Origin of the sequence: Metabacillus endolithicus (assembly GCF_023078335.1) — a bacterium.
In the GTDB taxonomy this organism is placed as follows: domain Bacteria; phylum Bacillota; class Bacilli; order Bacillales; family Bacillaceae; genus Metabacillus; species Metabacillus endolithicus.
In genome coordinates, this window is sequence record NZ_CP095550.1 from 568,251 (window position 1) to 595,084 (window position 26,834).

Annotated in this window: 34 protein-coding genes; 13 read left to right on the top strand and 21 right to left on the bottom strand. The window is 33.8% G+C overall.

Annotated elements, in window-relative coordinates; translation table 11 throughout:
* Positions 1 to 45 precede the first annotated feature (45 nt).
* Positions 46 to 180: a DNA-binding anti-repressor SinI gene (sinI, locus tag MVE64_RS03070; protein ID WP_231307678.1), complete on the top strand. Its 135-nt coding sequence runs from the start codon at positions 46 to 48 to the stop codon at positions 178 to 180.
* 73 nt (positions 181 to 253) lie between these two features.
* Here sinI and MVE64_RS03075 read toward each other — a convergent pair whose 3' ends face one another.
* Together MVE64_RS03075 and helD are read right to left on the bottom strand one after the other, a co-directional pair.
* Complete coding sequence (locus MVE64_RS03075) at positions 254 to 532, bottom strand: hypothetical protein (RefSeq protein ID WP_247343684.1); 279 nt, start codon at positions 530 to 532, stop codon at positions 254 to 256.
* Positions 533 to 551: 19 nt separating this feature from the next.
* Positions 552 to 2,894, bottom strand: a complete 2,343-nt coding sequence (gene helD, locus MVE64_RS03080) for an RNA polymerase recycling motor HelD (RefSeq protein ID WP_247343686.1) — start codon at positions 2,892 to 2,894, stop codon at positions 552 to 554.
* Positions 2,895 to 3,099: 205 nt separating this feature from the next.
* Here helD and MVE64_RS27320 point away from each other — a divergent pair, with 205 nt between their 5' ends.
* Positions 3,100 to 3,228 (top strand): hypothetical protein, encoded by a 129-nt coding sequence (locus MVE64_RS27320; protein ID WP_281730452.1) that lies wholly within the window; start codon positions 3,100 to 3,102, stop codon positions 3,226 to 3,228.
* Positions 3,225 to 4,625, top strand: coding sequence for a bifunctional metallophosphatase/5'-nucleotidase (locus tag MVE64_RS03085; protein ID WP_247343689.1), 1,401 nt, complete (start codon positions 3,225 to 3,227; stop codon positions 4,623 to 4,625). The genes MVE64_RS27320 and MVE64_RS03085 overlap by 4 nt, the downstream gene beginning before the upstream one ends.
* 63 nt (positions 4,626 to 4,688) lie before the next feature.
* On the opposite strand, the gene MVE64_RS03090 is transcribed toward MVE64_RS03085, so the two are convergent.
* On the bottom strand, positions 4,689 to 5,324 hold the full coding sequence (locus tag MVE64_RS03090; RefSeq protein WP_247343692.1) for a hypothetical protein: 636 nt from the start codon (positions 5,322 to 5,324) through the stop codon (positions 4,689 to 4,691).
* Positions 5,325 to 5,537: 213 nt separating this feature from the next.
* On the opposite strand from MVE64_RS03090, the gene MVE64_RS03095 reads away from it, so the two are divergent.
* On the top strand, positions 5,538 to 6,317 hold the full coding sequence (locus MVE64_RS03095; RefSeq protein ID WP_247343694.1) for a hypothetical protein: 780 nt from the start codon (positions 5,538 to 5,540) through the stop codon (positions 6,315 to 6,317).
* 50 nt (positions 6,318 to 6,367) lie between these two features.
* Here MVE64_RS03095 and MVE64_RS03100 read toward each other — a convergent pair whose 3' ends face one another.
* Positions 6,368 to 6,670, bottom strand: a complete 303-nt coding sequence (locus tag MVE64_RS03100) for a hypothetical protein (RefSeq protein WP_098799324.1) — start codon at positions 6,668 to 6,670, stop codon at positions 6,368 to 6,370.
* Positions 6,671 to 6,835: 165 nt separating this feature from the next.
* Between MVE64_RS03100 and MVE64_RS03105 the strand changes: the two genes are divergently transcribed.
* Positions 6,836 to 7,027, top strand: coding sequence for a hypothetical protein (locus MVE64_RS03105; protein ID WP_098799323.1), 192 nt, complete (start codon positions 6,836 to 6,838; stop codon positions 7,025 to 7,027).
* A gap of 49 nt (positions 7,028 to 7,076) precedes the next feature.
* On the opposite strand, the gene MVE64_RS03110 is transcribed toward MVE64_RS03105, so the two are convergent.
* Both MVE64_RS03110 and MVE64_RS03115 read right to left on the bottom strand, forming a co-directional pair.
* Complete coding sequence (locus MVE64_RS03110) at positions 7,077 to 8,123, bottom strand: aldose epimerase family protein (protein WP_247343696.1); 1,047 nt, start codon at positions 8,121 to 8,123, stop codon at positions 7,077 to 7,079.
* A 154-nt stretch (positions 8,124 to 8,277) separates the two neighbouring features.
* Positions 8,278 to 9,057 (bottom strand): alpha/beta fold hydrolase, encoded by a 780-nt coding sequence (locus MVE64_RS03115; RefSeq protein WP_247343699.1) that lies wholly within the window; start codon positions 9,055 to 9,057, stop codon positions 8,278 to 8,280.
* Between the two features lie 263 nt (positions 9,058 to 9,320).
* Between MVE64_RS03115 and MVE64_RS03120 the strand changes: the two genes are divergently transcribed.
* Both MVE64_RS03120 and MVE64_RS03125 read left to right on the top strand, forming a co-directional pair.
* Positions 9,321 to 9,539 carry an alpha/beta-type small acid-soluble spore protein gene (locus MVE64_RS03120; RefSeq protein WP_247343702.1) on the top strand — a complete coding sequence of 73 codons (219 nt, stop codon included), beginning with the start codon at positions 9,321 to 9,323 and terminating at the stop codon, positions 9,537 to 9,539.
* A 125-nt stretch (positions 9,540 to 9,664) separates the two neighbouring features.
* Positions 9,665 to 9,847, top strand: coding sequence for a hypothetical protein (locus MVE64_RS03125; RefSeq protein ID WP_098799319.1), 183 nt, complete (start codon positions 9,665 to 9,667; stop codon positions 9,845 to 9,847).
* Between the two features lie 496 nt (positions 9,848 to 10,343).
* Here the strand turns inward: MVE64_RS03125 and MVE64_RS03130 are convergent, their stop codons facing one another.
* The 13 genes from MVE64_RS03130 to MVE64_RS03190 all read right to left on the bottom strand — a co-directional run bounded on the left by MVE64_RS03130 (position 10,344) and on the right by MVE64_RS03190 (position 20,295).
* On the bottom strand, positions 10,344 to 10,967 hold the full coding sequence (locus tag MVE64_RS03130) for a CAP domain-containing protein (protein ID WP_098799318.1): 624 nt from the start codon (positions 10,965 to 10,967) through the stop codon (positions 10,344 to 10,346).
* A gap of 206 nt (positions 10,968 to 11,173) precedes the next feature.
* On the bottom strand, positions 11,174 to 11,314 hold the full coding sequence (locus tag MVE64_RS03135; RefSeq protein WP_176551220.1) for a hypothetical protein: 141 nt from the start codon (positions 11,312 to 11,314) through the stop codon (positions 11,174 to 11,176).
* Positions 11,307 to 11,495, bottom strand: a complete 189-nt coding sequence (locus MVE64_RS03140) for a hypothetical protein (RefSeq protein ID WP_098799317.1) — start codon at positions 11,493 to 11,495, stop codon at positions 11,307 to 11,309. Before MVE64_RS03140 ends, MVE64_RS03135 begins: the two co-directional genes overlap by 8 nt.
* 8 nt (positions 11,496 to 11,503) lie before the next feature.
* On the bottom strand, positions 11,504 to 12,268 hold the full coding sequence (locus MVE64_RS03145) for a 2-amino-3,7-dideoxy-D-threo-hept-6-ulosonate synthase (RefSeq protein WP_247343705.1): 765 nt from the start codon (positions 12,266 to 12,268) through the stop codon (positions 11,504 to 11,506).
* A gap of 19 nt (positions 12,269 to 12,287) precedes the next feature.
* The gene (locus MVE64_RS03150) at positions 12,288 to 13,394 is read right to left on the bottom strand and encodes a 3-dehydroquinate synthase II domain-containing protein (RefSeq protein WP_247343708.1); all 1,107 of its coding nucleotides are present in this window, start codon (positions 13,392 to 13,394) and stop codon (positions 12,288 to 12,290) included.
* Between the two features lies 1 nt (position 13,395).
* Positions 13,396 to 14,658: a phenylacetate--CoA ligase family protein gene (locus tag MVE64_RS03155; RefSeq protein WP_247343711.1), complete on the bottom strand. Its 1,263-nt coding sequence runs from the start codon at positions 14,656 to 14,658 to the stop codon at positions 13,396 to 13,398.
* A gap of 13 nt (positions 14,659 to 14,671) precedes the next feature.
* Entirely contained in the window at positions 14,672 to 15,427 is a 756-nt protein-coding gene (locus MVE64_RS03160) for an amidohydrolase family protein (protein WP_247343713.1), read from the bottom strand.
* Positions 15,428 to 15,438: 11 nt separating this feature from the next.
* Positions 15,439 to 16,758, bottom strand: coding sequence for a phenylacetate--CoA ligase family protein (locus tag MVE64_RS03165; RefSeq protein WP_247343716.1), 1,320 nt, complete (start codon positions 16,756 to 16,758; stop codon positions 15,439 to 15,441).
* A gap of 9 nt (positions 16,759 to 16,767) precedes the next feature.
* On the bottom strand, positions 16,768 to 17,865 hold the full coding sequence (locus MVE64_RS03170; protein WP_247343719.1) for a hypothetical protein: 1,098 nt from the start codon (positions 17,863 to 17,865) through the stop codon (positions 16,768 to 16,770).
* Complete coding sequence (locus MVE64_RS03175) at positions 17,820 to 18,329, bottom strand: hypothetical protein (protein ID WP_247343722.1); 510 nt, start codon at positions 18,327 to 18,329, stop codon at positions 17,820 to 17,822. Before MVE64_RS03175 ends, MVE64_RS03170 begins: the two co-directional genes overlap by 46 nt.
* A 104-nt stretch (positions 18,330 to 18,433) precedes the next feature.
* The gene (locus tag MVE64_RS03180; protein ID WP_247343725.1) at positions 18,434 to 18,697 is read right to left on the bottom strand and encodes a hypothetical protein; all 264 of its coding nucleotides are present in this window, start codon (positions 18,695 to 18,697) and stop codon (positions 18,434 to 18,436) included.
* A 2-nt stretch (positions 18,698 to 18,699) separates the two neighbouring features.
* Positions 18,700 to 19,266, bottom strand: a complete 567-nt coding sequence (locus MVE64_RS03185) for a tetratricopeptide repeat protein (protein ID WP_247343728.1) — start codon at positions 19,264 to 19,266, stop codon at positions 18,700 to 18,702.
* Positions 19,267 to 19,665: 399 nt separating this feature from the next.
* Positions 19,666 to 20,295 carry a YetF domain-containing protein gene (locus MVE64_RS03190; RefSeq protein ID WP_247343731.1) on the bottom strand — a complete coding sequence of 210 codons (630 nt, stop codon included), beginning with the start codon at positions 20,293 to 20,295 and terminating at the stop codon, positions 19,666 to 19,668.
* A 90-nt stretch (positions 20,296 to 20,385) separates the two neighbouring features.
* On the opposite strand from MVE64_RS03190, the gene MVE64_RS03195 reads away from it, so the two are divergent.
* The 4 genes from MVE64_RS03195 to MVE64_RS03210 all read left to right on the top strand — a co-directional run bounded on the left by MVE64_RS03195 (position 20,386) and on the right by MVE64_RS03210 (position 22,995).
* A complete protein-coding gene (locus tag MVE64_RS03195; protein WP_247343734.1) occupies positions 20,386 to 21,549 on the top strand; it encodes a DUF418 domain-containing protein in 1,164 nt (387 codons plus the stop codon).
* 72 nt (positions 21,550 to 21,621) lie between these two features.
* Positions 21,622 to 21,804, top strand: coding sequence for an H-type small acid-soluble spore protein (locus MVE64_RS03200; RefSeq protein WP_098799307.1), 183 nt, complete (start codon positions 21,622 to 21,624; stop codon positions 21,802 to 21,804).
* 138 nt (positions 21,805 to 21,942) lie between these two features.
* On the top strand, positions 21,943 to 22,152 hold the full coding sequence (locus MVE64_RS03205) for a cold-inducible protein YdjO-related protein (RefSeq protein ID WP_247343736.1): 210 nt from the start codon (positions 21,943 to 21,945) through the stop codon (positions 22,150 to 22,152).
* A 168-nt stretch (positions 22,153 to 22,320) separates the two neighbouring features.
* A complete protein-coding gene (locus MVE64_RS03210) occupies positions 22,321 to 22,995 on the top strand; it encodes a serine/threonine protein kinase (RefSeq protein ID WP_247343739.1) in 675 nt (224 codons plus the stop codon).
* 70 nt (positions 22,996 to 23,065) lie between these two features.
* Here MVE64_RS03210 and proC read toward each other — a convergent pair whose 3' ends face one another.
* A complete protein-coding gene (gene proC / locus MVE64_RS03215) occupies positions 23,066 to 23,866 on the bottom strand; it encodes a pyrroline-5-carboxylate reductase (protein WP_231307692.1) in 801 nt (266 codons plus the stop codon).
* 440 nt (positions 23,867 to 24,306) lie between these two features.
* Here proC and MVE64_RS03220 point away from each other — a divergent pair, with 440 nt between their 5' ends.
* Complete coding sequence (locus MVE64_RS03220) at positions 24,307 to 24,651, top strand: YflT domain-containing protein (RefSeq protein ID WP_231307693.1); 345 nt, start codon at positions 24,307 to 24,309, stop codon at positions 24,649 to 24,651.
* 172 nt (positions 24,652 to 24,823) lie between these two features.
* Positions 24,824 to 25,267, top strand: a complete 444-nt coding sequence (locus MVE64_RS03225) for a cupredoxin domain-containing protein (protein ID WP_231307694.1) — start codon at positions 24,824 to 24,826, stop codon at positions 25,265 to 25,267.
* Between the two features lie 365 nt (positions 25,268 to 25,632).
* Here MVE64_RS03225 and MVE64_RS03230 read toward each other — a convergent pair whose 3' ends face one another.
* Positions 25,633 to 26,811, bottom strand: coding sequence for a DHH family phosphoesterase (locus MVE64_RS03230; RefSeq protein ID WP_247343741.1), 1,179 nt, complete (start codon positions 26,809 to 26,811; stop codon positions 25,633 to 25,635).
* Positions 26,812 to 26,834 lie beyond the last annotated feature (23 nt).

Below are 26,834 nucleotides of genomic sequence, written 5' to 3' on the forward strand. Positions count from 1 at the left end.
TATGTGTTTCTAAGCATCCTTTACTAACTGTGGAGGTGATACATTTTGACTGATGCTATGAAAAATGACAGGAAAAATGAAATTTTAGAATTAACACTTGAGGCAATGAAATCCAATATTAGTAAAGAAGAATTCAAACAATTTTTGAAACAAAAAGCAAAAGAGAAAAACCGTACTTGATTTTCGGTACATATGCTAAAAGGGACAGATTTTTCATTTCTTATTGAAAAATCTGTCCCTTTTATTTAACAACTTATTTTATCTTCTTAAACTCCTCAATAAACTGCTCAGGATTCGTTCGCATTTGAAATGAATACATACCTCTTGTTGTATGTAAGTAAAGAAATCCTATATCACTAGAAATGATACGATACGAAATATCTAATACATCTTTTAATAAGAAAGTTTCAAAAGAGGTCGAGATCTCACTTGTAGACAATGTGATTTTATGTTGCTCTTCTTTATGATATATAATATTTTCTTCAATATTTCTCGTAACTGTAATATAGGGCAAATTGGCGATTACTTTCACATTGTCCCTCCTTTTGAACTTATTCTTCCTTACTATAAAGATGATCAGAGATATTTTCAACAAATGGAGTCACTTGGCCTGCAGAATAGATAAATAATTCGTGCATCGCTCTTGTGCAGGCTGTATAGAATAGATTTCTTACATCTTCTTCATAATATTGTTCTTTAGAAGCATTGAACAAAATAACAGCATCAAATTCTATTCCTTTCGCAAGATATGCTGGAATGATAATAATCCCTTTTTGGAACTCATTGCTTTTTTTATCAATTAGCTGTACATTCATATGCTGCTTAAGGTCTTGGTAAGCCTTCTGTGACTCCTCTGCAGTTTTGCAAATAATCGCAATCGTTTGATAGTTCTGCAATGTTCTGACTTTATTTTCTATGCTAGAAACAACTTCTGAGAGCTCTGTTTTTTCAATCATAACTGGTTTTGGTCCCTGTCGATTAAAAGGGTCAATTTCATTTTTATTATTAAGAATTTCACGAGTAAATTCAATAATTGGTTTGGTTGAGCGATAACTACGGTTTAAAATAATTTTTTCAATTGACTCTCCCTGAAACAAGTTCATTAATGCCTCAATACCTGATTTGGAATGATGTGAATAGATTGCTTGGTTAGTATCACCTAACACTGTATATCTTGCGTTTGGGAAAAGCTGCTTAATAAATGCAAATTGAAACGCAGAGTAATCCTGTGCCTCATCAATAAACACATATTTCACACTCGTATTCACTTGAAAACCTGTTATTTTTTCCTTTACATATAAATAAGGAGTTGCATCTTCATAAGGCAGTCTGTCTTGATTAATCTGGGAAATAGTAAAAGAACAAACATCTTTCCACTCTTCTTCTGAGAGGCTTTCATTTTTTCCAACGGTTAAATGGTAAGGCAGTTTAAATAGCTGTCGATATATTTCCTTTATATTTAAAAATAAGTGAGATTTGATTTCTTTTCGGATAGAATGAAAGTGTCGCTTAACAACATATTTACGCAGCATCTTTTCCTCTCGCTCGTAATCATCAAATGTATCTTCAGTAAAATTCCTTTGTTTCGTTAATTTTTCATAGAAAATTTGGTATTCTTCTTTACTTAAAAACTGAATTTCTTCTTCAACCCATGACTTTTCCCTTTCACTTTTTTCCATCTTCTTCAATTGACTCAATAGCCACTCTGAAACAAGCTTCACCCTATTTGAAAGGGAAAGTGCTCCGCTTAACGAATAAAAATACGATGAAATCTCATCAGAACGAAAAATAATGTTTCCTCTAAACGTAATGTTATGAAATAATAACCCTTCTTCACTCAAATAATTCAAATACTGATCAATTACTTTCATAAAATCATAAGATGATTTATAAACAGAAGACATTTTTCTAACTGGATACAATTGCTCATCCTTTGCCGTTAACATGTATTCCATTAAAGTGAAAGGATCTTCCACCTCATACTGATTACGAAGTGAATGTTGTAAATATTGCTGAAATGTTGTTTGCTGCATATTTTCTTCACCAAGTTCAGGTAAAACATTACGAATATAGCTATTAAACATAAAGTTTGGAGAAAACAACAAAATTTCTTCTGCTTGTAAAGTTTCACGATGTTTATATAATAAATAGGCCATGCGCTGAAGTGCAGCTGACGTCTTACCACTTCCTGCAGCTCCTTGAACAAATAGTAGCTTCCCTTTTTCATTTCGTATTACCTTATTTTGTTCTTGTTGGATGGTGGCTACAATGCTTTTCATTTGGGTGTTTGATTGATCCCCAAGCACTTCCTGCAATAGTTCATCGCCAATTGTAATTCCGGTATCAAACATACTTTTGATGCTGCCGTTTTTTATAATAAACTGACGTTTTAATTTAAGCTCTCCACTAACAACACCACCCGGAGCAGTGAATTCTGCAGAACCTAAAGAATAGTCATAATATAAACTAGAAATTGGTGCACGCCAATCATAGATAAGAAACTCATCTGTACTCGGATCAAGGTAAGATGCAATTCCTAAGTAAATACTTTCAACCTCCCGTTCCCCTTCTTCCACAAAATCAATTCTTGCAAAATATGGTGCTTCAATAAGCCGTTTTAAGTTTTTTTCGTCTTGATCCAGATTTTTATGTCGATGCTCTCGTTCAGCTAAAAATTCAGCTTGTTGTTTTATACTTGTTGCTGTTTCACCTGCTTCTACAGCATCATCAAAGTTTACCGTAACATCTTCCCAGAAACTCTTTCTTATTTCGATAATATCTGTTTTCACCGTTGATGTTTGTTTCTGTAGACCCATTAAATCATTTTTCAATTTATGTAAAACATCATTTATTCTAATTTGTTCATCTTGAAGATTCTTTTCAAAAGTATCCATTAAATCCCGCCTTTATAGACTATTCTATTGAAACTAACCACTTTTTTTGTTCTCCTATCTTTACATTCTAGACGTATCGTGAAAATCCTACATATTGGAAAGCTTATGTTACTTTTAATAAATTCATTAAAACTTTACAGAATATTTGCTGTCTGTTCATTTTTCATTGCTAAGCTAATAGTAAGAAAAGAAGGAGGGATCTCTTATGACTAAACATAAAATGATCATTCTTTACTGTGTTATTAGCTTACTACTTGTGTCAACCACAGTTTATTCAGCAACAACCTTAACATCAAGCGATGATACGATTGAAATTCATCTACTTGAAATTTGAATGATTTTCACGGTCAATTAAACACTCACCACAATATATTAGGCCAAAAAGTTGGTGGAGCAGAGTATGTATCAGCTTATATCAATAAATTTAGAAAGCAATATGAAAACACATTCCTTGTTCACTCAGGCGATATGGTCGGAGGAAGTCCCCCACTATCTGCACTATTCCATGATGAGCCTACAATAGAGTTTTTAAACTACCTAAATGTTGATATAGGAACTCTTGGGAACCATGAATTTGATGAAGGAGTCCAAGAAATGTTTAGATTAGTTGAAGGAAATAATGATCGATCTTTTCCAGGATCTACTGCTACTTATATTTCTGCCAACGTAATAGATAACAAATCAAATTCACCCCTTCTTCCCCCATACACGATAAAAGAGATTAATGGTGTAAAATTAGGCTTCATAGGTGCTGTGACTACTGAAACAAATAAATTTGTCATTCCTGAAAACCGTCAAGAAATTACGATTTCAGATGAAGTTGCGGCAATAAATCTCGCAACAGAAAATCTCATCGATCAAGGTGTTCATTCTATTATTGTACTAGCACATATTTCTGCTAAATCCAATTTAAAAGGCGGAAACCCTCAGTTAGATATGATCAAAATGGCTCCTCTCCTTCATGATGAAGTGGATGTTATATTTGCCGGTCACAGTCATGGATACGCCAACACTGTTGTTGATAACAAGTTAATTGTCCAGAGCTATGCCTATGGAAAAGCCATTTCAGATGTAAAAATTAAGGTCAATCCACAAAACGGTCAGATTGTTAACAAAGAAGCTGACATTCATTTAACCTTCCATTCTCTTATTAACCCAGACCAGACGGTAGTAAACATGTTGACTCATTACGAGAAAAAGCTTTCTAGACAAACAAAAGAAATCATTTCATCTATTCCTCGTGATCTTTCTAGGAAAAAGAATTCAAAAGGACAATCAGCACTTGGAAGCATGATTGTTTCGGCGATGCTAGAAAAAACAAATAGTGACATTGCCTTTCTGCATCACGGAGGTATTAGGTTTTCATTAAATAAAGGAAATATTACACTTGAAGATATTTATAGATCATTACCCTTTAATCACAAATTAGTAAAAATGCAAGTAACTGGACAACAAATGATAAACATACTAAATCAACAATGGACTTACGAAAAAGAGAATCTCTTACAATCTAATGGTATTAGTTATCAAAAGACTCACATAAATAATAAAATAATTGAGCTAAAAGATTCTCTAGGAGAAGATATAGAACCAGATAAAATATATACTGTTGTAACAAGTGATTACCTTGCTTATGGAGGGGATGGTTTTTCAGCTTTTAAAGCAGGAGAAGTTGTTTTTACTGGTGAAACTATTCGGGATGTTTTTATTGACTACTTGAAAAAAAGATAGAATCTTACAGAGACATTTTTTCAATCAAAAATACCCCCTTTTAAAGGGGGAGTTTCTCTGTATTTATTCCAAATCAAACTCTGATAAAGAGTCCATATGACTTGCTATCATCGCAATAATTGTACTTGCTTCTTCTTTACTAAAGATAAAATTTGTTTCATCTTTTATCATATCATCATCGTCAGTTTTAATACGGTTTATTCGACGAAGAACTCCATCACCAGTCTCCTGGACAACTCCAAATTGATAAGTAACTTCCACTTCATCTTCATACATAAACGCTGTAACTTCTGGTGTTTCCCACTCAACATCAATTTCTTCGAATATGTCTGAATCCTCATCATCTTCATATTCGTCATCTAAGTATACAACATCATCGAAGTCATCATCATTCATATAAAGATGGAAGCTTTCATGCACAGCATCTACGATATCTTCAATATCTCCTAATATTGCTCTAGATGTTTGCTCGTACTCAAGATCGAACGTTTCAATATAAAATTCTTCGTTGTGAGGATCAAAAAACAACGTACAGAAATAATCACGATCTTCATCCTTCGTTTCTACGAAAAATTCAATTCTAGGATGCTTTGCTCCGCGATCAATTGACATATGTCCTTCTTGGTCATATTTTTCACAAATCGACTCCAAATGGTCCTGTAATTCACTACTAACACGATCAAACCATTCCATACTCATTTTTACCCCACCTTTTACTCTAATTTCTATTTTACTATTCCCTACTTTTTTGAAAATTTTCCTATTTTTTTATTTTTAGGTAAATAAGAAGTTCTCACAAGCATACAATGCAGTCAACTTAACGAAAAAGTTTAAAGTATATAGATCATAAAGCTGGGTACCGGCATATGATGTTAACATCATCTATTAGACTGACTGAAAGGAGTGAGTTTTTTGGTTTATATAAAAAACGATCAACATCCTTTACTATATAAACATTCAGCAGAAGTTAAGGCTACATCAAACCAAGACTCTTATCGCAGAAACTATTTACAAGAATTTATTCATGCTCAACAAAACATAAATTCACAATTAAGAAATGCTTCAACACAAGTAAATACACTTGTTCATGAAACAAAGGTTGAGCAACAGCATCATTTTGACCAATTATCAAAAAAAATAGAAAATCAAGAAGAAAGAACAACTCCGCTGCTTGATAACATCCATAAGCAGGAGGAAGCCTATAAAGTTTTACTGGAAAGATTTGAATCAATTGAAATGTTTAATCAAGAGTTGTTAAAAAAGTATGAAGATGAAGGCCTGCTTAATCAAGCAATTGTTGATCAATTAACCATTCAGGATACTGCCGTTCAAAACTTATCAATTAGACTAGAAAAATTTGGTGAAAATCATGATAACCTTAATAATAAATTGGCTGAACAAAATGAGATTAACGAACAAGTTTTAAAAACAGTCGAAATTCAGGAAGCATTCCACAAAACGATACTACAAAAACTTGAACAGCAAGAAGCGATCAATCTAAAGACTTCACGTGAAGTAGATAGTTTAAAAGCAACACTATTCGAACGAATTAGTTATGTTATTGACAAGATTGAAGAAAATTACCGCAGTGTAACAGGATTTATTAATCAATTCTTTACCAAAACACACATCATTCCCAAAAAAACAGCGGATACTGATAGAAAACAGAAAGAAACAACGCTAAATAAATAATAAAAAAACTGATTTCATGTAGGAGTAACACCTTACATGAAATCAGTTTTTTAATAGTAATTTACTCCATTCTCACAGTCTGAATGTTCGCCATATATCATACTCATCATTTCCTGTGAGGCGTCATCTGAGACACTTTCATAGTCCTTTGCAAAATGCTTCAAGCTATCACAAAATCCAACGTTATCCTGCCCTACACCTTCTGACCAACTAACAAAGTTATGGTAATCCTGAAGTGGGTCATAAGATTCAAAGTTAGCAATAACATCACTCGAACCAAGTGTTGTTACTTCAATCCCTTTATAAGTATCTGGATGATGTTCATCATATTTTACACATGCGTAAAAAATCATCTTATCTGTCCCTTCACAAATTGTCATATATCATAGTTTGCTTAGTAGCTAGTGAAAATATTCCATTTAAAGAAATGGAAACTCAAGATCATTTTTCAAAATTATGATTTGTCATCACCCAAAAAGGAAAAAATAATCATGTGAATCGATTTATGGAGGGAAATCATGTCAAAAAAGTATCCTAGTTTTGTAAAGAGTGAATTTTTTGTAGATGAACCTGGGAATTGGCACTTAAAAGAGGGTGCACCAGATGAAATGAAAAAAGAGTTAAAAGAATATGTGGAATCATTAAATACGATTCAAGATGAACCCGGTACAATTGACAGCATTCATGTTCCATACCCTTATGGCGATTAACAAGAAGAAGACCACAATCATCAGATTGCGGTCTTCTTCTTGTTAATCATTATAGTACTGAAAAAGAATACGTTGTAGACGTTTTGTACTCCTCATTTACATCTAAGACACACGGAGAAAAATGTGGGAAGTGTATAGAATCAGGCAGCCCTTGTGTTTCTAAGCAAATACCTAGATATTTTCTTGCTTGAGTTCCTCTTATTTCAAAGGAATCGTCCATCATATTACTTGTATATATAACAACACTTTGTTCATCAGTTTCCACCGTTAATTTTCTCCCACTCTGTTCTTCAACTAAAGTGATTTCTTCATTATGATGGTCGTTTAATAAAAATGGATGATCTACACCATTACCCGCTATTTGTATTTGTTGGTGATTTCCCTCAATTGCTTCTTTTATAGCTTTACTATTTCTGAAGTCAAATGGAGTGTTATCCACTTCAAGAAATTCGCCTGTTGGTAGTAAGTTTTCACCTAGTTCAAGAAATTGATTGCTCTTTAGTTGCAGTTTATGTGATAAGATATCATTTTTTAGATTTCCACTTAAATTGAAATATGTATGATTTGTGAGGTTAACTAAAGTCTTCTTGTCTGATGTAGCACTGTATGAAATCTTCAGCTCGTTATTATTTGTTAAGACGTACGTTGCATGTACGGTCAAGTTTCCAGGGTATCCATTTTCACCATCTGGACTACAATAAGAAAACTCAACTCCAACTTCTCCGTCATGCTGAAACTCTTTTGCAGCCCACAGTTTTCTGTCAAATGCCTCTGGTCCACCATGTAGATGGTTATTATTTTCATTTTTCGGTAACGAATATTGTTTACCATCCAACTCAAATTCAGCATTGCCTATTCTACCAGCAACACGACCGACGATTGTTCCAAAGTATGGTGAATCATTTAAATAGCTGTCAATATCATCAAAACCTAGGACAACGTTTTCATGGTTTCCATTTTTATCAGGTACAATGATATCAGTAATAATACAGCCTAATGTTATACATGTCACTTTCATGCCATGATCATTTTCTAGAGAATAGCTGTATACGTTTTCGCTATTAAGCTCTCCGAAAGTATTTTTAGTTATATTCATCTATCTCTCTCCCTTAATACACTTTATTGTTTTCCCATAAAGATATAATAACACAACTTGTTCATACATCTTTATCTTATAATTAAATAATTAATCATTTATTTGTCGATTCCTGCTAAAAACGGAAATTTCCTTAATCAAGACCAGATATTACTTATTTTTGTTGGTTTAGTGTGGCAATAAATGATGAAATCTCCCTATTTGCCGATTTCCATCTTTTCGTTGGCACTTGATGGTTTGTTCGTTTAAAAAACACAACTCTAAGGTTATTCGTTCTTTTTTTAAAATAAGATAAATATTTATTAATTAAATCAGACCTCGTTCCATACATCAAAAGAATAGGAACGTTAATTTTATGAATATCATTTATCAAATTGCTTCTTAGTACAACTTGATAGTATTTATACCAAGCACTAGGTTGACATTTCTCCATATGCTGAATAAGCAATTCCCTCAATTTTTTGTTTTTTGTATGACTTACAGCTAACAATTGACCTAAAAATTTTTGATGGTGTTTAACCATGTACATACCTGCCTTGTGTTCCCACTGAAATGCTGTATTTATAACTGCTGGATATCCACCAAATAAAATAAGTCCACTTACACGATTTGGATATGATATACATAAATTTTGAGCAATTACTCCACCGGCAGAATAACCACAAATAACAACCTCTTCAAGATTCAGCTTATTTAATAGTTCGATAAGCTCTTCACTATAATGACGAATCGAAACTTCACTTGATTTTATCCGTGAGCTATCTCCATGCCCTGATAAGTCAGGAACAATGATTCTCATTTTTTCACTAAGTTTCCTTTGGTAATAAAACACGTGCCGCCCCATCCCAGGTGGATGTATAAAAAGGACCGGTATTCCTTGTCCAAAATCATCATACGCAATTATTTTATTCTCATTTAATTGAACAGTTGGCACTGTATTTCCCTCCTATTATAGCCGTCTTGTCGTATTATTCCACATTCTTAATTTGTTACCCATCAGGATTGGAAAAAATTTCTTTCAATAAAAAAGAATAAATATTGTTTATCGTGCAATATTAAATATCAACAACGATACAGCAAGGCAACAAAGCAGTACATCTTCTTCATTTATCAGGGGTTAACCTAGATGGTTAATGGATTGGTGCAATTCCAACCTAACCCACCAAACAATACATTTATTAAAGGAGATGGATTATCATGGCAAGCAACAGTAACAACAATTCTAACCAATTAGTAGTACCTGGTGCTTCTCAAGCGATCGACCAAATGAAATACGAAATCGCAAACGAATTCGGTGTAGATCTTGGTGGCGAAACAACATCTCGTGCAAATGGATCTGTTGGTGGAGAAATCACAAAACGCTTAGTATCATTTGCTGAACAACACCTAGGCGGCGAAACACGTAATCAATTTTAATTGAATATAAAATGGCGATAGGGCACCATTTCGATGGTGCCCTTTCTATTCCTGAAAAATTGTCATGAAAAAGGTACATATGGTTAATCTAAAGAAGAAACAAATACTAATAGGGAGTTGATATGATGGTTAATGAAAACTTTGATGAATTTATCAAAACTGAAGCAAAACATAAGGCAAAATATTTAGGTTCTACACAACCATCACATGGTATTTATAAAAACGATGAAGAAATTAATTCTAGAACAAATACAGATGAATCTGTTGGAGCAGTAGGTAGAGACGTTTTTGATAAAGAAAATAAATAATACAAAAAAACAAATAAAGTAACGTAAGTGCTTAAAAATGATCGTTAACTGCCAGGGTGTGGGTGATAAGGTCTTCTGAGCAATAAAAAGCAGACTTTCTTGAGTGTCACCGGATCGTTAAATAAGCGGAGTTTTTCCGGTTATTTTGAAAGATAGAACTTGTTTTGTGGATATAAGTGGAATTTTTCCGCTTAAGCAACGTAAAATGGTCCATTTTCATCTTTTTTCGCATAAATAGGCGGAATCTTTCCGTCTATTTATTCTATTTTACGTGCTTTTTCCTCATTAAGAGAAATTTCTCCGTTTATTTTATTTACTGGTCATTCTTGAGGGTTTGGAAATCGCTTAACCTAGTGCTTATCTTGGTTAAAAAAATGCTTGGAGCATATATGTCTCCAAGCATTTTTCTTTGCTAAATTTTTCACGAAAGCAATATTCATTCGTATTTTGTACTTCAAAACAGAATCATTTATAAAGTGAACCTGATTTTTCTTCCTTATCTTCCTTTGATAAACATTTGCACCCATGCTCCGTGATAGAAGCCAACACCTATTGCATCAAATTCAGGTTTTAAAATATTTGCTCGATGTCCTGAAGAATTCATCCATGCATTCATTACTTCCTGAGGTGTTTTTTGACCTTTTGCTATATTTTCTCCAGCATATGAATAACTAATGCCAAATGTTTTTAACATATCAAAAGGTGATCCGTAGTTAGGACTTGTGTGAGAAAAATAATTAGAGTTAATCATATCTTCTGCTTTCTTTTGAGCTACATTTTTCACATCAGCTCGATGTGTTAATGGCTTTAAACCTGCTTTAGCTCGCTCCTGATTGACTAGTTGTACAACTTGATCTTGGAAGTTGCTTACACTTCCTGCAGACGGTTTTAAACGAATAACTTCACCAACGTGCATGTTTCTTGGCTCAACATTTGGATTTAGTTCCATTAGTTTTTTATAATCTAAGCCATATCTTTGAGCTATGTACCAAAAAGTATCGCCAGGAGAAACTTTGTAAAATTCAAATGGTGGTTCTTTAAATGTTTTAATTTGTCCATGTGACACGGCCGGCATCGCTAATAAAAAAACAAAAGTTGCAAGTACTAGTTTTTTTAGCATCATGTCTTCCTCCAATTTAATCTAGTTTAATTTTTCCACCACTATAGTTTGGCTAAGATCTTGAATATCATTCATTAAACTTTCACAAAATTATGAGGATTAATAGAATTATTCAATAACGGTTTATAACAAAAATGAAAAAGAGGCTGGCATATAATACGGCCAACCTCAAAATGTGATGATTTTATTGACGACAATTCATACCTTTATGGTAATTGAACGTTTAGAGCTTTTAGCATTTCATAGACAGCAGCTTTAATGTCTTCTGACTGATTTTCCCCTTCAAGAGCAGCATTAATTTGTTGCTTAAACTCTTGAACAACTTCTTTTACTTCATGTTTATTCATTGTTCTTATTCCCACCATTCATATTTTGAGTAATTTTATCTAGTGGAATGTTTAGGCCTAATCCTTGTAGCATTTCAAATACGGCAGCTTGGATCTCTTGGCCACTTGCTCCTTCTTTTTTTAAATCAGCGATTTTAGATGATAAACTTCCAATGGCTTCATTCATTTTTTGATTATCCATATCTCACCTCATGATTGATTTAAAATTGAGCGAATGTTTGCACAAAGCTTCTCAGGATTTTCATCTTGGAAAATATTTCGCCCAATTGAAATTCCATTTGCACCAGCACTTACAGCATCGTCGATCATTGTCAATAAATCATCATTTGAACCTAATCTCTCTCCCCCTGCAATAAGTACAGGGATCTTCACACCAGAAACAACCTGTCTGAAGGTTTCCGGTGTACCACTGTAATTTACTTTTACAATGTCTGCCCCGAGCTCTTCTGCTACACGGGCAGCATGACGAATACGTTCAGGATCAAATTCATGCGCTTTTGAACCGTCACGTACATACATCATCGCTAGCAGTGGCATTCCCCATTTGTCACATTCTTCAGCGATTAAACCCACATCCTTGATCTGTTCCGCCTCAAATTGAGACCCAAGATTCACATGAGTTGAAATTGCTGTAGCTCCTAAACGAATCGAGTGCTCTACTGACGATACAAGCTCTTTTCGCATACTTTGAGATTCTGGAGCTAACGCAGTTGAAGCAGATAAATGAATAATTAGTTCACCTTTATTGGAGCCTAATGCATCTGTTAAATAGCGAACAAGTCCTTTATGCACAACAACAGCATCCGCTCCTCCGTCAAACACCGCATTCACTGTTTGATTGATTTCCGTTAAACCAGTTACAGGACCTATCGTAATACCATGATCCATCGGAACAATTAGTAACTTATCGGAATGATGATATAATTTTTTCAGGCGAATTTCTTTACCGGACATACAAATTCCTCCAATTTTTCTATCTTTCAATAATTGTTTCGCTAACTTTTACACCAACGTGACGTCCTGGCTCACAAATATAAGACAATAATTCATCACCTGGTTTAATTGTTGAAGCATTACGAGGCTTGCCGTCTGCACTCATAATACGGATGTGCCAGTCATCCTGTACAACAACATTCAGTTCACGCTCTCCTACTTTCCCTTTGATTAACAACATTGGACGAACTTCAGTTTTAATACGACCAACTGTTAATACGCGTGTTTCACCTTTTGTATTCACACAAAGAACTTTATCTCCAGCTTTAAGATCACTTAAATACTCCGCTGCATCTTCAGGCTGCCATACATAAGAATGAACTGCACCTGCATTAACACGAAATGGTCTTAAATTCATATATGGTAAATAATGTGTTTCAGAGCAAACAAATACCCCTCCACCTGAAGTAGAACCAATAATCATTCCTTCATCTTGTGTCATGATACCAGTTGTATCAATACAAGCACGAACACCCATACCAGCATGCACAACATCCGTAACAACCATTGGGTGTAATTCTAAATTAGGTAGAGATTGTTTTGACATAAATGCAGTTAATCGTTTTACTTCATCAACATTTGTTGTTGCGAATAAAACACCGTCACTACCCTTTTCAAGTGTTCCATATGCAATTTCTGTATCAATTGCCGTGTTCACAGCACGTAATAATACGGTGTTACTTTCTTCTAATCTAGCAATAATTAATTCAAGCGGAATGTTTGTTGGTAAATCAAAATCTACTGCAGCAAAATCATATTCACTTGCTTCTCTTGAACAACGTTCTAACATTTCACGATTATCAACAGAATAGAAAATACATGTTTGATGTCCACGTTTTTTCGCATCTGCTAATACTTCTTGGCTAACAGAAAAAATGACATCTTCAGCTGGTACTTGCTCTAATTCTTCACTGCTGCTAACTTCTGTAATGAATGTCATTTTTTGAGGAAAATATCCATCTTGACGTTGTTGAAGTGATACCAATACCTTATCAATAGGAGAATGATTAATTAACTCCCAAACATCCATATTCTCAACTGAAACTCCTCTACCGTCATACCATACTTGCCTAGCTTTTTGTTGCATATTAATTAGCTCCTTCCGATCTGCTCATTTTTAATAAATTTTCTGTTTCTTGAGTTGTTAAAAAGTAATGTGGTTTTGCTTTCATGCCAAAAGATAAATCATCTGATCTGTCATATAAAGTTCCTTTATCTAAGAGAATAATAGAAATGGCAACTCCGTATTTTTCTTTCAGTTGATCAGTATAACCGCTTGAGATCCAATCATCTTTTGATTCTTTTTCGATAAAGATATAGAGATGAGAGTTGATTTTACCCGCTGACCAAAAACGCCTTGCTGGTAAGATTGTGATCATTTTCTCTAATTCATGCATATCAAAAGACTTACGATCAATTGTAATTAGATTTTCTTTTCTGCCTCTAATAACAAAAGAACGATTTCTACCGCAGGAACAAGGATGTTCTACTACTTGAACTAGATCTCCTGTTACATATCGGATCATCGGTGTTGCCCGTTTGCGAAGAGTTGTTAATACTAAATTTCCAATTTCACCATCTTTTACATCTGTTTTAAAATCATCTGCGAGAACTTCGACATGAAAATAATCTTCAAATACATGTAATTGTTGTGATGAGCAATCAACCATTGTTGTACCTACTTCGGTCATTCCATAATTATCAAAAACAGGTACACCCCATATTTCCTCTATTAATTTTCTACGAAACGGAGTTAATGGTTCACCAGCAGTACAAATAGCTCTCAATGAAGGGAAATCCTTTTTCGGATTTAGTCCAAGCATTTCTGCTACCTCAGCAAGCATGATTGCTTGTAAAGAAATGCATGCCAGTACCGTTACATTTAACCTTTTTACTAAATCAATGACTTTAGACATTGGTGTAATTGTTGTTCGACTGTCAGCAGGTACAACACAACCACCTTGCCTTTGCACGGCACGATGAACAAAGTGTGAAATCGTTGAAAGTGCATAAGGAAATCGGATTAAAACAATATCACTTTCGTTAAAAGAAGCACCACATGTTGCGATACCGCTCGTAATTTCATCAAGATCTTTTTCGTTATACCATACTGATACTGGAGTACCTGTTGTTCCAGAAGACTCATGGTATTGTGACAAAGAACTCGAAGAAGCTGGCAAAAGACCAAAAGGTGATTGCTCTCTTAAATCAGATTTTGTTGTGAATGGTATATTTTTTATGTCTTCTAGTGAATGTAGTGGTAGATTTTGAATTCGAGTAGAGTAAAATGGTGATGTTTTTGCATAGTTTAGTACTTCATTCAAAGCAGCAATCTTATTTTGTGTGTTCATCTTACACACACCCTTATTTCATCTGTAAAAGATGTTTAATGTTTTGAGATAGAATTTCTTCACGTTCGCGATCTGTTATTTGAAGCTTTAGAATTTTTTCAAGCTCTATTCCAGGATGTGATAATGGATATTCTGAACCAAATATTACTTTTGATGATCCAATTTTCTTAACTGTTTCTTGGATGTGAAGAAAATTACCTGTTGATGTTTCTAAATAAAAATTCGATAAATTTTTTGCCGCCTCTAACGCTTCCTGATCAGCAGGACCAAATCCCATGTGTCCGATAATAAAATTCGTTTTAGGAAACTGTTTGGCAAGTTGAATAAACTTTGCCGTGGAAGCTCCAGGACTATAAACAACATGAGAATAGACCGGGAAACCATAATCACCACAAAGATCAGCTAAACTTGTAATGCCTTTTGAGGCAAAGGAAAATTGGTGTGATAAAGGCGATAGCTTTAAACCTTTAAATCCTTGTTTTCTTCCTTTTTCCAGCTGTTTGTTAACATCCTTGTCGTGAGGATTAATGCAGATAAAACCTTGAATGTTTTGATTTGCTTTAATAGCCTTTTCTACATATTCATTGTCAGGAACAGGATTATCCGGCTTTGCTCGACCTGTAATATATTCAGTCATTTTACGAACGTCAAGCATCGCACCAGGTACTGCCACCCCTTGGTCGATTCCTGCCTCCTTTATTACTTTTAAATACATCTCTGTATTTCCGTATTCAGTGTCAGACAAATGTGCATGTGCATCAATAATCAATTTTTTCACCTCTATTCATAAACAACACGTACTGTTTTACCTTGTGGTCTTGGAAGTTTATCAACGAACTCAAGTTTAAATGGAATTCCAGATGCAAACTCCAATTTACTTTCTAATGAATCTGCAAGATGATTTGATGCTTCAACACCTTCAGCAAGTTCGCATCTTACGTGTATTGCTTCATTATCTTCTTCTTTTGCTAAAACAAATTCAAACCAGTTCCCAATTTCAGGTTCACGCATTAAGAACTCTTCTAAATAAAATGGTGAAAGTGATGTTCCGTTATATTTGATTTGATCAACAACTCTTCCTCGTAAATAGAACTTAGGCATCGTAACACCACAAGAACATGTTTCTGACTCAATATAGCCTATGTCCCCAGTTCTGAAGCGCAAAATTGGAGTATCATAACGAAGAGCACTTGTTACGACAATTTCACCAATCTCCCCTTCATCAAGTGGTTCACCTGTTTTCGGATCTACAATCTCAACAATTGCATGTGCTTGAGCTAAGTGATAGCCATCATGGCTGTCGCACTCAATACCTAACACTCCACATTCAAGGCTGCCATAAAAGAAATTAGCTGTAGCTCCCCAAAGCTCTTCAAGGCGCCCACGGAATGCAGGTGAACATCCTTCTCCCGTGATCCATAATTTCTTTAATTGCAAACTCTTCAAGTCAAATTGTTGTTCCTCTGCTTCTTCTGCAAGCAACATTGCCCATGAAGGCGTTGTAATAACAACATTAGGCTGTAAATCTTTTATCATTTTCAATGTTTTCTTAGGTGTTGAATAAGCTCCACCTTTACCAGCAGGGATAACCGTTGCTTCACAACCTTCCATAAATGTTTTATGAAAAGCTAAACCTGCTGCGCTCATTTCATATGGCAAGGCATTTAAGCAAACATCGCCAGGATCTACTTCAAAAAGCTTTGGATAGCGTGGAGCAAGATCATGTAAATAATAATCATTCCAGGTGTACATCATATAAATCTCTTCTCCACCTGTTGTACCAGTAGAAACCTGAACAAGTGCAATCTCTTTTTTATCGACTGTTAATAGAATATAAGGCTTTCCTCGTAGTTCATCTTTTGTTAAAAAAGGTAATTTGCTTAAATCACTTACTGATTTAATATCCTTTGGCTTCATGTTTACTTCATCTAACTTTTGTCTGTAAAACTCATTGTTTTCATATGCGTTTTTGACAATATGCTTTAACGATTCTAAATGATACGAGTCAATCTGTTGCTGTGACATTTGATCAGGATGAGTGGTTCCATTGAAAAATCGCTTAATCGTTAAAGGCATTCTTACCTTTTTGATTTTTTTCAAATAATGAGCTCATTCTTCTTCACCTACCTGATGTGCAATTCGACGAGCATACTCTGAATGAGGATCTTCTTTCATAAGAGTTTTCCAAGTTTTCATTGCTTTGTCTATGAAACTAGTTTTTTTGTATAAATGCCCTAAATCATACAACAGTTTTAAATACTGCTCTTTTGTAATTGGAGCATTTTCGCGATTGTTTTCATATGCTGATTTAACCGATTTAAAATCTTTAGCCGCCTTGTCGCTAGTATGGAAAAATCCTTCCGGTAAACACATATAAATACAGCCTCGCAAATATTTTAATTCTGGGTCATCAGATTTAATGCAAGATTTTAATAGTTTTAAGCCTTTAATTGTTTCACCAAACATTTCTTGTGGATCACTTGCAAATTTGCCCTTTAACGCAACAGATGCTGCATAATAGGTTTTAGCAATTTCACAATCTGGAAAAGCATCCTTTGCTTTTTCCCATGCTTCTAAGCTTTGTTTAGCTGCAGCCTTACTACCTTTTGCACCTAAGTGATGCATTTCTTTTGCTGCTTCATATAGCTTTTCTTTTGTTACAGTAGAAAGGGTCCGAAGATCAATTTCCTTATAAGAGTGAATGGTTAATTTCTCTTGAACTCTCTCTTTTATATCTTTAGAAGGTCTGAGCTTTAATAGCTTATTCCATGTTTCATGTGCAGCATCAAGCATATCTAGCTTTTCATATGCAAAACCTAGATCAAATAGTAGTTGATGATGTGTGTCTGCTCCCGTTTCTTTAAGATAATCTTCAGCTTTTAATAATGTTTCTATATCACTTACAGCGATCGCAGCTCTTCTAAAGAAAAGTTCCGGTAAACGCAAGCAGTGCCTCGAGCGAATGGCACGTAACTCATGCAAAGACGGATGTTCATTGATTAAGCTATCCATTGCCTTCATAGACTTAATAGCTGAACCAAACATTTCGTACGTGTTAATAGAATCACGACCTTGCATAGACTGAAGGTCAATATGAATCATTTCTACCTCTGGTGAAGGATTGGTTAACACAAAAACATCAAAGAAATTAAGAGCTTCTTTTACATCATCAGCATCACCATATAATGCCTTTTGATAATATTCCATTGCTTCATCAGTGAAGTACCTTCATTAGAAACTTCATAATTATTGTCCACCGGTTTAGCTTTATCTTCAGCTTCATTAAAATTTCCACCATGTTTAAGTGCTTTTAATTTTTCCTGGTAATTTGTAGCTTTTTCTAGTTGATTTGTTCGTTTACATGCTTCAACTAAGTTCTTTAATACTTCTGTATACTCAGCTTCCGATAGAATAGATGAGTTCCCTTCAAATGCAGTTACCAAGTATGAAAAATCCTCAATTGCAGTAGATGTTCGTTGAAAATATAATTCAGGTAGACGATAGCACACATTTCCTCTTAAAAATCTTGCTAGAACAAGATCAGGAGAAGTTTCAACTACTTCGTCTAGTTGTTTTAAACCTTCTAATGCATATTTCATTTTGTCTGTTACACTATTTGCATCTCTTGCTAGTAGAGTTGTGGCACTTCCATAGTAAGCTTTTATTTCCAAATTTTTCGGCTGCTTTTTAGAAAACTCTTTTAGTGATGAATAAGCTTTCTTTACAGCTAGTTTATTGCCCTTAATACCTGCATCATGATCCTTAATAGCCTCTTCTAAAGGTGACTGAGATTGGACAGGCTTTTACTAGTTTTATTTGACAAATCTTCTTCTTTTTTTATTTTTGTTGGAACATGATTAGAAGTAGTTTGTTCTTTCACTTGCTGATTCCTTGTTTTAGTAGTTGCTGCTTCCATATTGTTTAATTGTGGCTGGGTATACTGAGCAACTTTTTTATTGATTACTTTTTTTGCTTTATTCATAAAAGGGTTTGTTTTCATTAATGATTCCAACAAATCTTCTCTTTTTCTGAAACTCAAGTTTATTCACCCCCTGTTTTCCTTGCCTGTTCAACAAGTTTTTTATATTTTCCGCTATTTATTTTTAGTAGTTTCTCCCAAGTATTCTCGGCATTTTTAGAATCACCGATTGTTTGATATGAACTACCTAGATTTAATAGAAACTCACAGTATTGGTCTTTTGAAATATCAGTTTTCTTTTTTTCATAATCACTAATTAAAAACTGAAAATCTTCAATAGCAGTTTTTGTTCGTTTAAAATACATTTCGGGCAATCGATAAGCAACGTTTGCTCGAAGCATTCTTATTTCTGTGTGATTTGGTTCTGCCTTTACTGCCTTATCAAGAGCTTTTAATCCTCTTTTTGCTAAGTTCATTTTTTCAATTAAATCAGGGTGATCTCTTGCTATTAGGGCAGATGAACTTCCAAAATATGCTTCAACAATGCTATGATTCATAGCTTGCAGCTTTATTTTTTTCAAAATATCAAAAGCTTTTTTTGCTGCTTGTTGATCTCCATCGATTGCCTTTTGGTGAAGTTTTACTGCCTCTTCAAAGTCTTTTTTCCAATCACCTTTTTGATAAGTCAATCCTTCCACCTCCTTTTAACCAATACATGTTCGTAAATCTATCTCACTCAATCTTCTTGAGTACATTTACAACTTATGTGAATGATAAAGTATGGTGATAGACATTAATGGAAAAGAAGATATTTGATGATAGAGTCTACAATGTAAGCGATATCATTTAATTTATTCTTGATGTTCTTATTGTTGTATAGACTATTAAACCTATTTAAAGAAGAATTTTAAAAATGTGCTTTATGAGCTTAAATATCCTCTTTAAGAGGTCAATTAAAGAAAAGGCTATTCCTATTAGAACAAAGAATAAAATTCTATATCGCCCAAAATATGAATCATTTATGCAAATTTAAGCATAAAAAAACCATCAGATTTTGTCTGACAGTTAAAAAGACCAAAAAAACTAGTTTATTGGAGATGACTAGGAGGTGTTGGACTGTGTTTACCTTTTGTTATTTCAGTAAATAAAGTCGTATTCTGTGTTGATGGTTGATTTGGCTGCATATTAAGGTCTAATGGAATGCCACCCATTGATTGCTTTATTTGCTGAATTTCCTGTAAGATCATATTTATATCTTCTTTTGTTGCTGGCTTTTTATTCTCTTTTAATTCAAAACCAATTTGACCATTTGGTTCTAATGTTGCATATTTAATATCTTCCATCTTATTAACATTTGATTGTCTTAGCTTCATTTCCAATAAGTCAACTGAAAGGCGGAGCTTTTTTAATTGACCTTCTTGTAGTTTTCCATCTTTAATTAAGATTTTGGCTTTTCCTGAAATGAACTTTTCAAGCTTATCAGATTTTATTTGAGTAAATTCCACTACTACAAGGGTTAGGACAAGGGTTAAACCAACCACTAATGTTGTCCATACATTTTTCCCAACTAACGGTTGAACAAGTAAAGATCCAATCCCAATCATAATCACTACTTGAGCTAATGTCATTTGCGAGATTGACTTTCTTCCTGCTATTCTTAAGAGGATTGTCCCGCCAATCACAATAATGACGCTTTTCCAGATCAAATCCAAATCCATGGTTAATAAAACCACCTTTATCATTAGTTAATATTATTTTTAGTAAATTCCCTTATTTTATGCTTTTTAAGAAAGAAAGGATAGAAATGAATGACAAACAGATTCAAATTAATTGATTCACTTCGAGGCCTTGCATTGTTTGGAATACTTCTCGTTAATATGAAGAGCTTTCAATCTCCAGAGTTCATCGATACGATGTTTAACAAAGCTTCTTATAAAAATGATTTTGATCAAGGACTTTATTACTTTTTGCAACTGTTTATTCAAATGAAATTTTACCCCATTTTTTCCTTTTTATTTGGATTGAGTTTTTACCTTTTTATGATTAAATCAACCCTTTCCAGATTTGTTTCAAGAACACTTTTTCTATTTTTGATCGGAATAATCCACCTTATCTTTATTTGGTATGGTGACATTTTACATGTTTACGCGATAACAAGTGTGTTTCTCCTATTCTTCCGTAAGGTTTCGAGCAAAAAGGTTGTAATATGGAGTATATGCTTATTATTTGCTTACCATTTATTTCTTTTCGCGTCTATATTTGTTCCTGCTTCGACGATTCCAACAGCGAACCAAAGTCGAATCGCATTAGAGTATATTCACATGTATAAGGAAGCTCCTTATTTTGAATGGGTATTGTTTCGCTTTAACATTGAAGTATTGCCGATACTTCAACAGCTACCAATTGTCATGATTCCTGTATTAGGGTGGTTTTTATTAGGTTTGTACGCAGGAAAAGAGAAGCTATATGAGAGAACCCACAGAAATATAGTTCGTATAAATAAGTGGTGGAAAATTAGTTTATTTTTAAGCTTGATCACAGTATGTTTGAATGGACTAGCTATATTTAAAAACTTAGATGACAGTATTACCTATTTTCTTACTAGCTTGAGTGGTCTTTTTCTTGCTATTTTTTATATCACGGCGATCTATTTGCTTAGAAGTCGGGATATTTTTAAGAAGATTCTTTCTCCCTTCCAATATGTTGGGAGAATGTCACTGACCAATTATTTAGCTCAATCCATAATGGTCATCTCCTTTTTTCGTTTTTTTCACATGTATAACACCCTAACTCTTACTGAAGGGTTGTTAATCAGTGTAGCTCTCTTTGTCATACAGCTTGGAATTAGTTATATATGGTTATCTTACTTCTACTATGGTCCAGTAGAATGGATTTGGCGCAGCTTTACTTATCAAAAAATAAGTCCTTTTTTCATTAACAAAGAATCACACAAGTTAAAAATCCAAAAATAATTTCCAAATTGTATAACAACGAATAAAACAGGTAAAAATAAAATGTTGATAAATTTTTAGGAGGTTATACAATTGGATATGAATCGAGTAAAACAAATCTTATCTTCGTCTGCTGATATTAAAGTCATGTATAATGGTAGTTCTGTTTGGATTGATGAATTGCATGAAGAGCAAGGAATGGTTACTTGTCATTTAAGAGGACCACTTGAAGAACGTTCACAGGTAAGTGTTGCAGAACTAAAAGAAGTAGAGTAATACGAAGGTTATTAAATAAAGCTAATCAGGCATATATAAGGTAATAACATAGGAATTTGTTAACATTTATACATATTGTTAGAAAAAATGTGTATAATGTACTTAGTACTAAATCTCCTTACTAAAGGATGTGTTGATATGAGATTTCAACAACAAGTTGAAAAACCACCAGAGGTAAGCTTAAAAATTTGGACTTGTGGTTCAGAAGATTGTAATGGTTGGATGCGTGATAATTTTAAATCAAACGAAGAGCCTGATTGTCCTCTTTGTGGACACGCAATGATTGAAGAAGAACGCACATTACCTGTTCTAGAGAATTTTTCCGCTGTAAGCCACAAAAAGGAATAATTTCATACACAACAGTAATACTGTTCAAAATAAAATTCCATGTTTTTACATGGAATTTTATTTTTATTTATTTCAGGCCGAATCATGCAATATGTAGTATATTGTTCTTTAGGAAGGTTTTCCACAGTGAAAATTGTGAGAAAACAATGAAGGTAACTGAGGTGTAAAATGTCTTGGATTGATGAGCAACTTATGAAGCATATTTTTGTATACAGTAAAGATCCATTCGATCCCGTTATTGTCAATAACATACCGAACGGATGGAAACTAATTGGAAAAGGTAATTTTGCAGCTGTATTTACTCATCCTTCTTTAGACGGAAAAGTAGTAAAGGTTTATGCTGAAAACCGTGAAGGGATTACAGAAGAAATCATGGTTTATAAAAAACTTGGAGAACACAATGCATATTCAAGATTATATGAGTATGGAGAAAGATATCTTGTTCTTAAAAAACTAGAAGGAATTACGCTTTACCAAGCCTTTAGTACAGGAACATTTATACAAAAAACTGTAATTGAAGATGTAGACAAAGCCATACATTTTGCTAAATCAAAAGGGTTAAATCCTACTGATATACATGGAAAGAATATTACAATGAAAGATGGTAAAGGATATATAGTTGATGTATCCGACTTTTTAAAAACCTATTCCTGCCCAAAGTGGAAGCACTTTAAAAGGGGTTACTATTTAATCTATCTACCATTATTTAAAAACATTCGTATCCCTTTCCCTCATTGGCTACTAGAAAGAATTCGCAAAAGCTATCAATTTTACTTACTAGTAACCGGCTTTAGAAGAAAACAAGAATTATATAGTAATAAAAATAGATCTAACTTATCTTAAGCACCTCTGGGGTTAATTATAATCATCCATAAGAAAGGCACGCTGTTAATCGTTCTGCGTGCCCTTTTTGTTATTCTTCTCCCTTTGCTTTTTTATTCGTTGCAATAACAGCCTGTTGAACAAGTTGAGTAAACTGACCATTTTGTAACACCTTGATCCCTTCTGCTGTCGCACCTCCGGGTGTTGTTACTTGTTCCCTTAGTTCCCGCGCAGAAAGATTTCCTTTAAGCATCTCTGCAGATCCAATTACCATTTCGTTTACTAATTTCTCAGCCACCTCAGATGATACCCCCATCTTTTCAGTAAACTCTATTAGTGTTTCAACGAAAAGATAAACAAAAGCCGGTGCACTCCCAGTAACGGCAGTTAAATCATGAATTTGTTGTTCAGTGCAATATTGTGATGCTCCAATGGAATTTACTAGCATTTCCATTTGCTTCTTATGTTTATCTTTAACAAACTTTCCATATGTATAAAGTGAAATGGAATGACCAATTGTAGCTGCCGTATTTGGCATTATCCATCCAACAGGAGTGTTAGTTGGAAGGTTATCCTCTAAGTAGGCAGGTCCGATTCCTGCTGCTACTGTTACAATAAACTGATTGGTTATGTAAGGACTTATTCTCTTAAGAATATCTTTATGTTCACCTGGCGGCATCGCCAATACAATAACATCTACTCTTTTAATAAACTTTTCAATTTCATGGATTGCATTAGCTTTATACTTTTTAGCTAATTCAGTAAGTCTCTCTGGATTTGATCTGTTCGAAACATAGATATGACTTATTTGTTCATCGCTTTTTTGGTATAACCCAGATATGATTGCCTCTGCCATTCTACCTGCACCAATAAATAGTATCGAATTTCTCATCCTGTACCTCTTTCTTCTCATATTTCCTATTACGATATGTTATTTTTGGAAATTATTCAAATCAAACTGTTAATTCTAAAAGGTCACGACAATATTATATTCGTACTTATATGAATTTTTACAAATAAAAAGAGACGCCTATAAAGACGTCTCCTGCGTATTGAGGCGAAAAACTGCACGCCACATCGTGCATTTAGCCTTCCGGCATGTTTTTCGACTTACACAATTCAGCTCATCGCTAGATAAATATAACATAATGCTAGCAATAAGAAAAGAGGAAAATTTAAGAAGATGGTATACCCGAAATTTTCTTTATTTAATCACAATATAAAAAAGTTAGTAGAATTCTACTAAATTAACTAGTAACATGCATTTTATGTTTAATACATCGTATTTTGTGTAATAGAATACTATAACATTTTAAAGGAGGAAGTTAGTATATGAAACCTTATATTGAAGAATTCCAAAATGAAGACAAGCTGGAGCAAGCTGTAAATAATCTTAAAAATAAAGGTGTACAAGCTAATGACCTTTATGTGTTAACACATGATGACGAACGAACAGAAAGAATTTCTGATAAAGCAGAAACAAATGTGATTGGTATTGAGGAAACAGGTTTAAATCAAGCTGTTGAAAACTTTTTTAGTAAAAAAGGTGACGAACTCCGAAATCAATTATATGAAATAGGGTTTTCAGAAGATGAAGCACAAACATATGAAGAAAAACTTGATGAAGGAAAAGCTTTATTAATTGTAACAAATGCTGAACAATATCATTTAGTATAATGTAAATGAAAGGGAGCTCTAGAATATTAGAGCTCCCTTTCCCCTTTCATTACCCACATTACTTTCAATCTACCCTCACATACCGATTATCTTGAAACTTTTTGTACAAATTAGACAAGTTCTCCTTTCTAAAGTCATATAGTTAAATTGAGACATGCTTAGGGGGGATATGATGCGGTTTATTTTTATTCGCAAGAGCTGGTTGTTTTTTCTTTTTGTCGCAATTGTCATGGGTAGCTTGTATTACTTCTCGAATGATGTTGTGCCAACATTTCAAAATAGCGCTGAAAAAGATACGAACATTGTTATAAACATGGTAACCGGAGAATTCTCGACAACAACATCAGATGGTAAGAAAATTGAAGCTTATCGTTGGGATCCAGGTACAATTGTTATTCCACAAGATAAAGATGTTACATTAAGTATTATTGGTGTGAACGGTGAGGAACATCCTTTTTATATAGAAGGTACTGATATTAAAGGTACTGTAAAAAAAGGAGAGGAGACAGTTATTCCACTTCATTTCAAGGAAGAAGGAACTTATCGTCTTATTTGTGATACACACTCTCATGATGGTCAACAAGTTCCAATGATTGGATACATTGTTGTAGATTAAACACTTTATCAATCCTTTAGCCAAAAATAGGCATTAATACCTAGTTTATTTATTTAGACAAGCGGGTATTTGATATCTATCAAAGAAGAAAGGCAAGGGTGAGTAGTTTTGAAGATTGTCATCTATAAAGAGGAATTATATGAAATATTTTATACATACACCAGTGGATACGTAGAGCTTAAAAAACTCGAATCTGAGATTGATGATATCATACTAGTCCACCATTCCGAGGTATCAACGCTTGAATCTAGTGCATAAACTGAATTTTGTTCAAGTTAATCATAAGAGGAAAAGAGCATTTTTTTCCGTTTTTGTATAAAAAAAGCAAAGCGAATTATGCTTTGCTTTTTGTTTATTCTGTTATTTTACTTAGTTCGCTCATAAGAATCTAATAAATATTGAACGAGCTTCTCATCTTTTGATAAATGAACAGAATAAGTTCTTTTAACAAAGCGCTCTGCTTCTTCATAGCTTGAGAATTGATTTGAAAGTAATTTATGATTTTTTTCTATATTCCATACAGCTTCTTTATTTTTGTAAAGCAAGAATTTATCCTTTTCAGCATTTTCGAAATGCGAACAATGATTTTTCAAGTTCATCTTATTGTGAATGAAATCTGTGCGTAATGGCTTTATTGAAAAAGGTTTTTCAATAAATTCTTTATAAGCATCGATTGTTAAGGAACACCCAGCTGCTTTTGCATGTCCACCACCACCATATCTTGAGGCAATCTCAGAAACATCAGTATGATCATGTATTGTTCGAAAACTAATCTTTTTATTACCCATATTTAATATTGAAATACAATCAAGATGTGGATGTTCCTTTCCTAATTCATTTCCTAATTCAGAATGATAAGATTCAGCATGAACAATCCCTATACATACATCACCTAAAAACGATTGCACTAACTCTCTTTTTTTACGCCTTATGTAACGGTCTGTTTTCTTTTCTTCGATATCGAGAATTTTCTCTTCAAACTCACTAAATGTAAAATGATCAAATGTTAACAACCTATCTAACATGCTTGCTTCAAACTCTTCTATTGATTGCATATATAGAAGATCATTTAACCTTTTAGCTTGAATATTCTCATTCTTTTCCCATTCCCATGTATCATATTGACGTACTAGTTCAACATACTCATCCAAGATTGGATGAGACGATATAATGTTGTTCTCAACTAAGTAGGAATAAAGCAGTGATGTAGCAGAAGCCAGATTTCCTTCTTTTTCTTCTACCTTCACGATCCCCCACTCATACTGATTACAATGAAGAGCTGTTTTATGATGATCAATTAATCTTATCTGCCCCCCATTTTTATAAAACTTTTCTAACTTTGCCTCATTTTCTTTATTAACAGATAAATCAGTTATGTATACTTCCTTATCTAAGTCCTGCTGATCAAGCAATTGTTCAACATGATAATCTAGACTATTAACAGAATGATAATGTACCTCAACATTTTCTTTGAACGCAAATTTTGCTAGAATGCCACAACTTACACCATCTAAATCATTATGTGATAATAATATCTTTTGCATAAATCCACCTTCTACCTCAACAT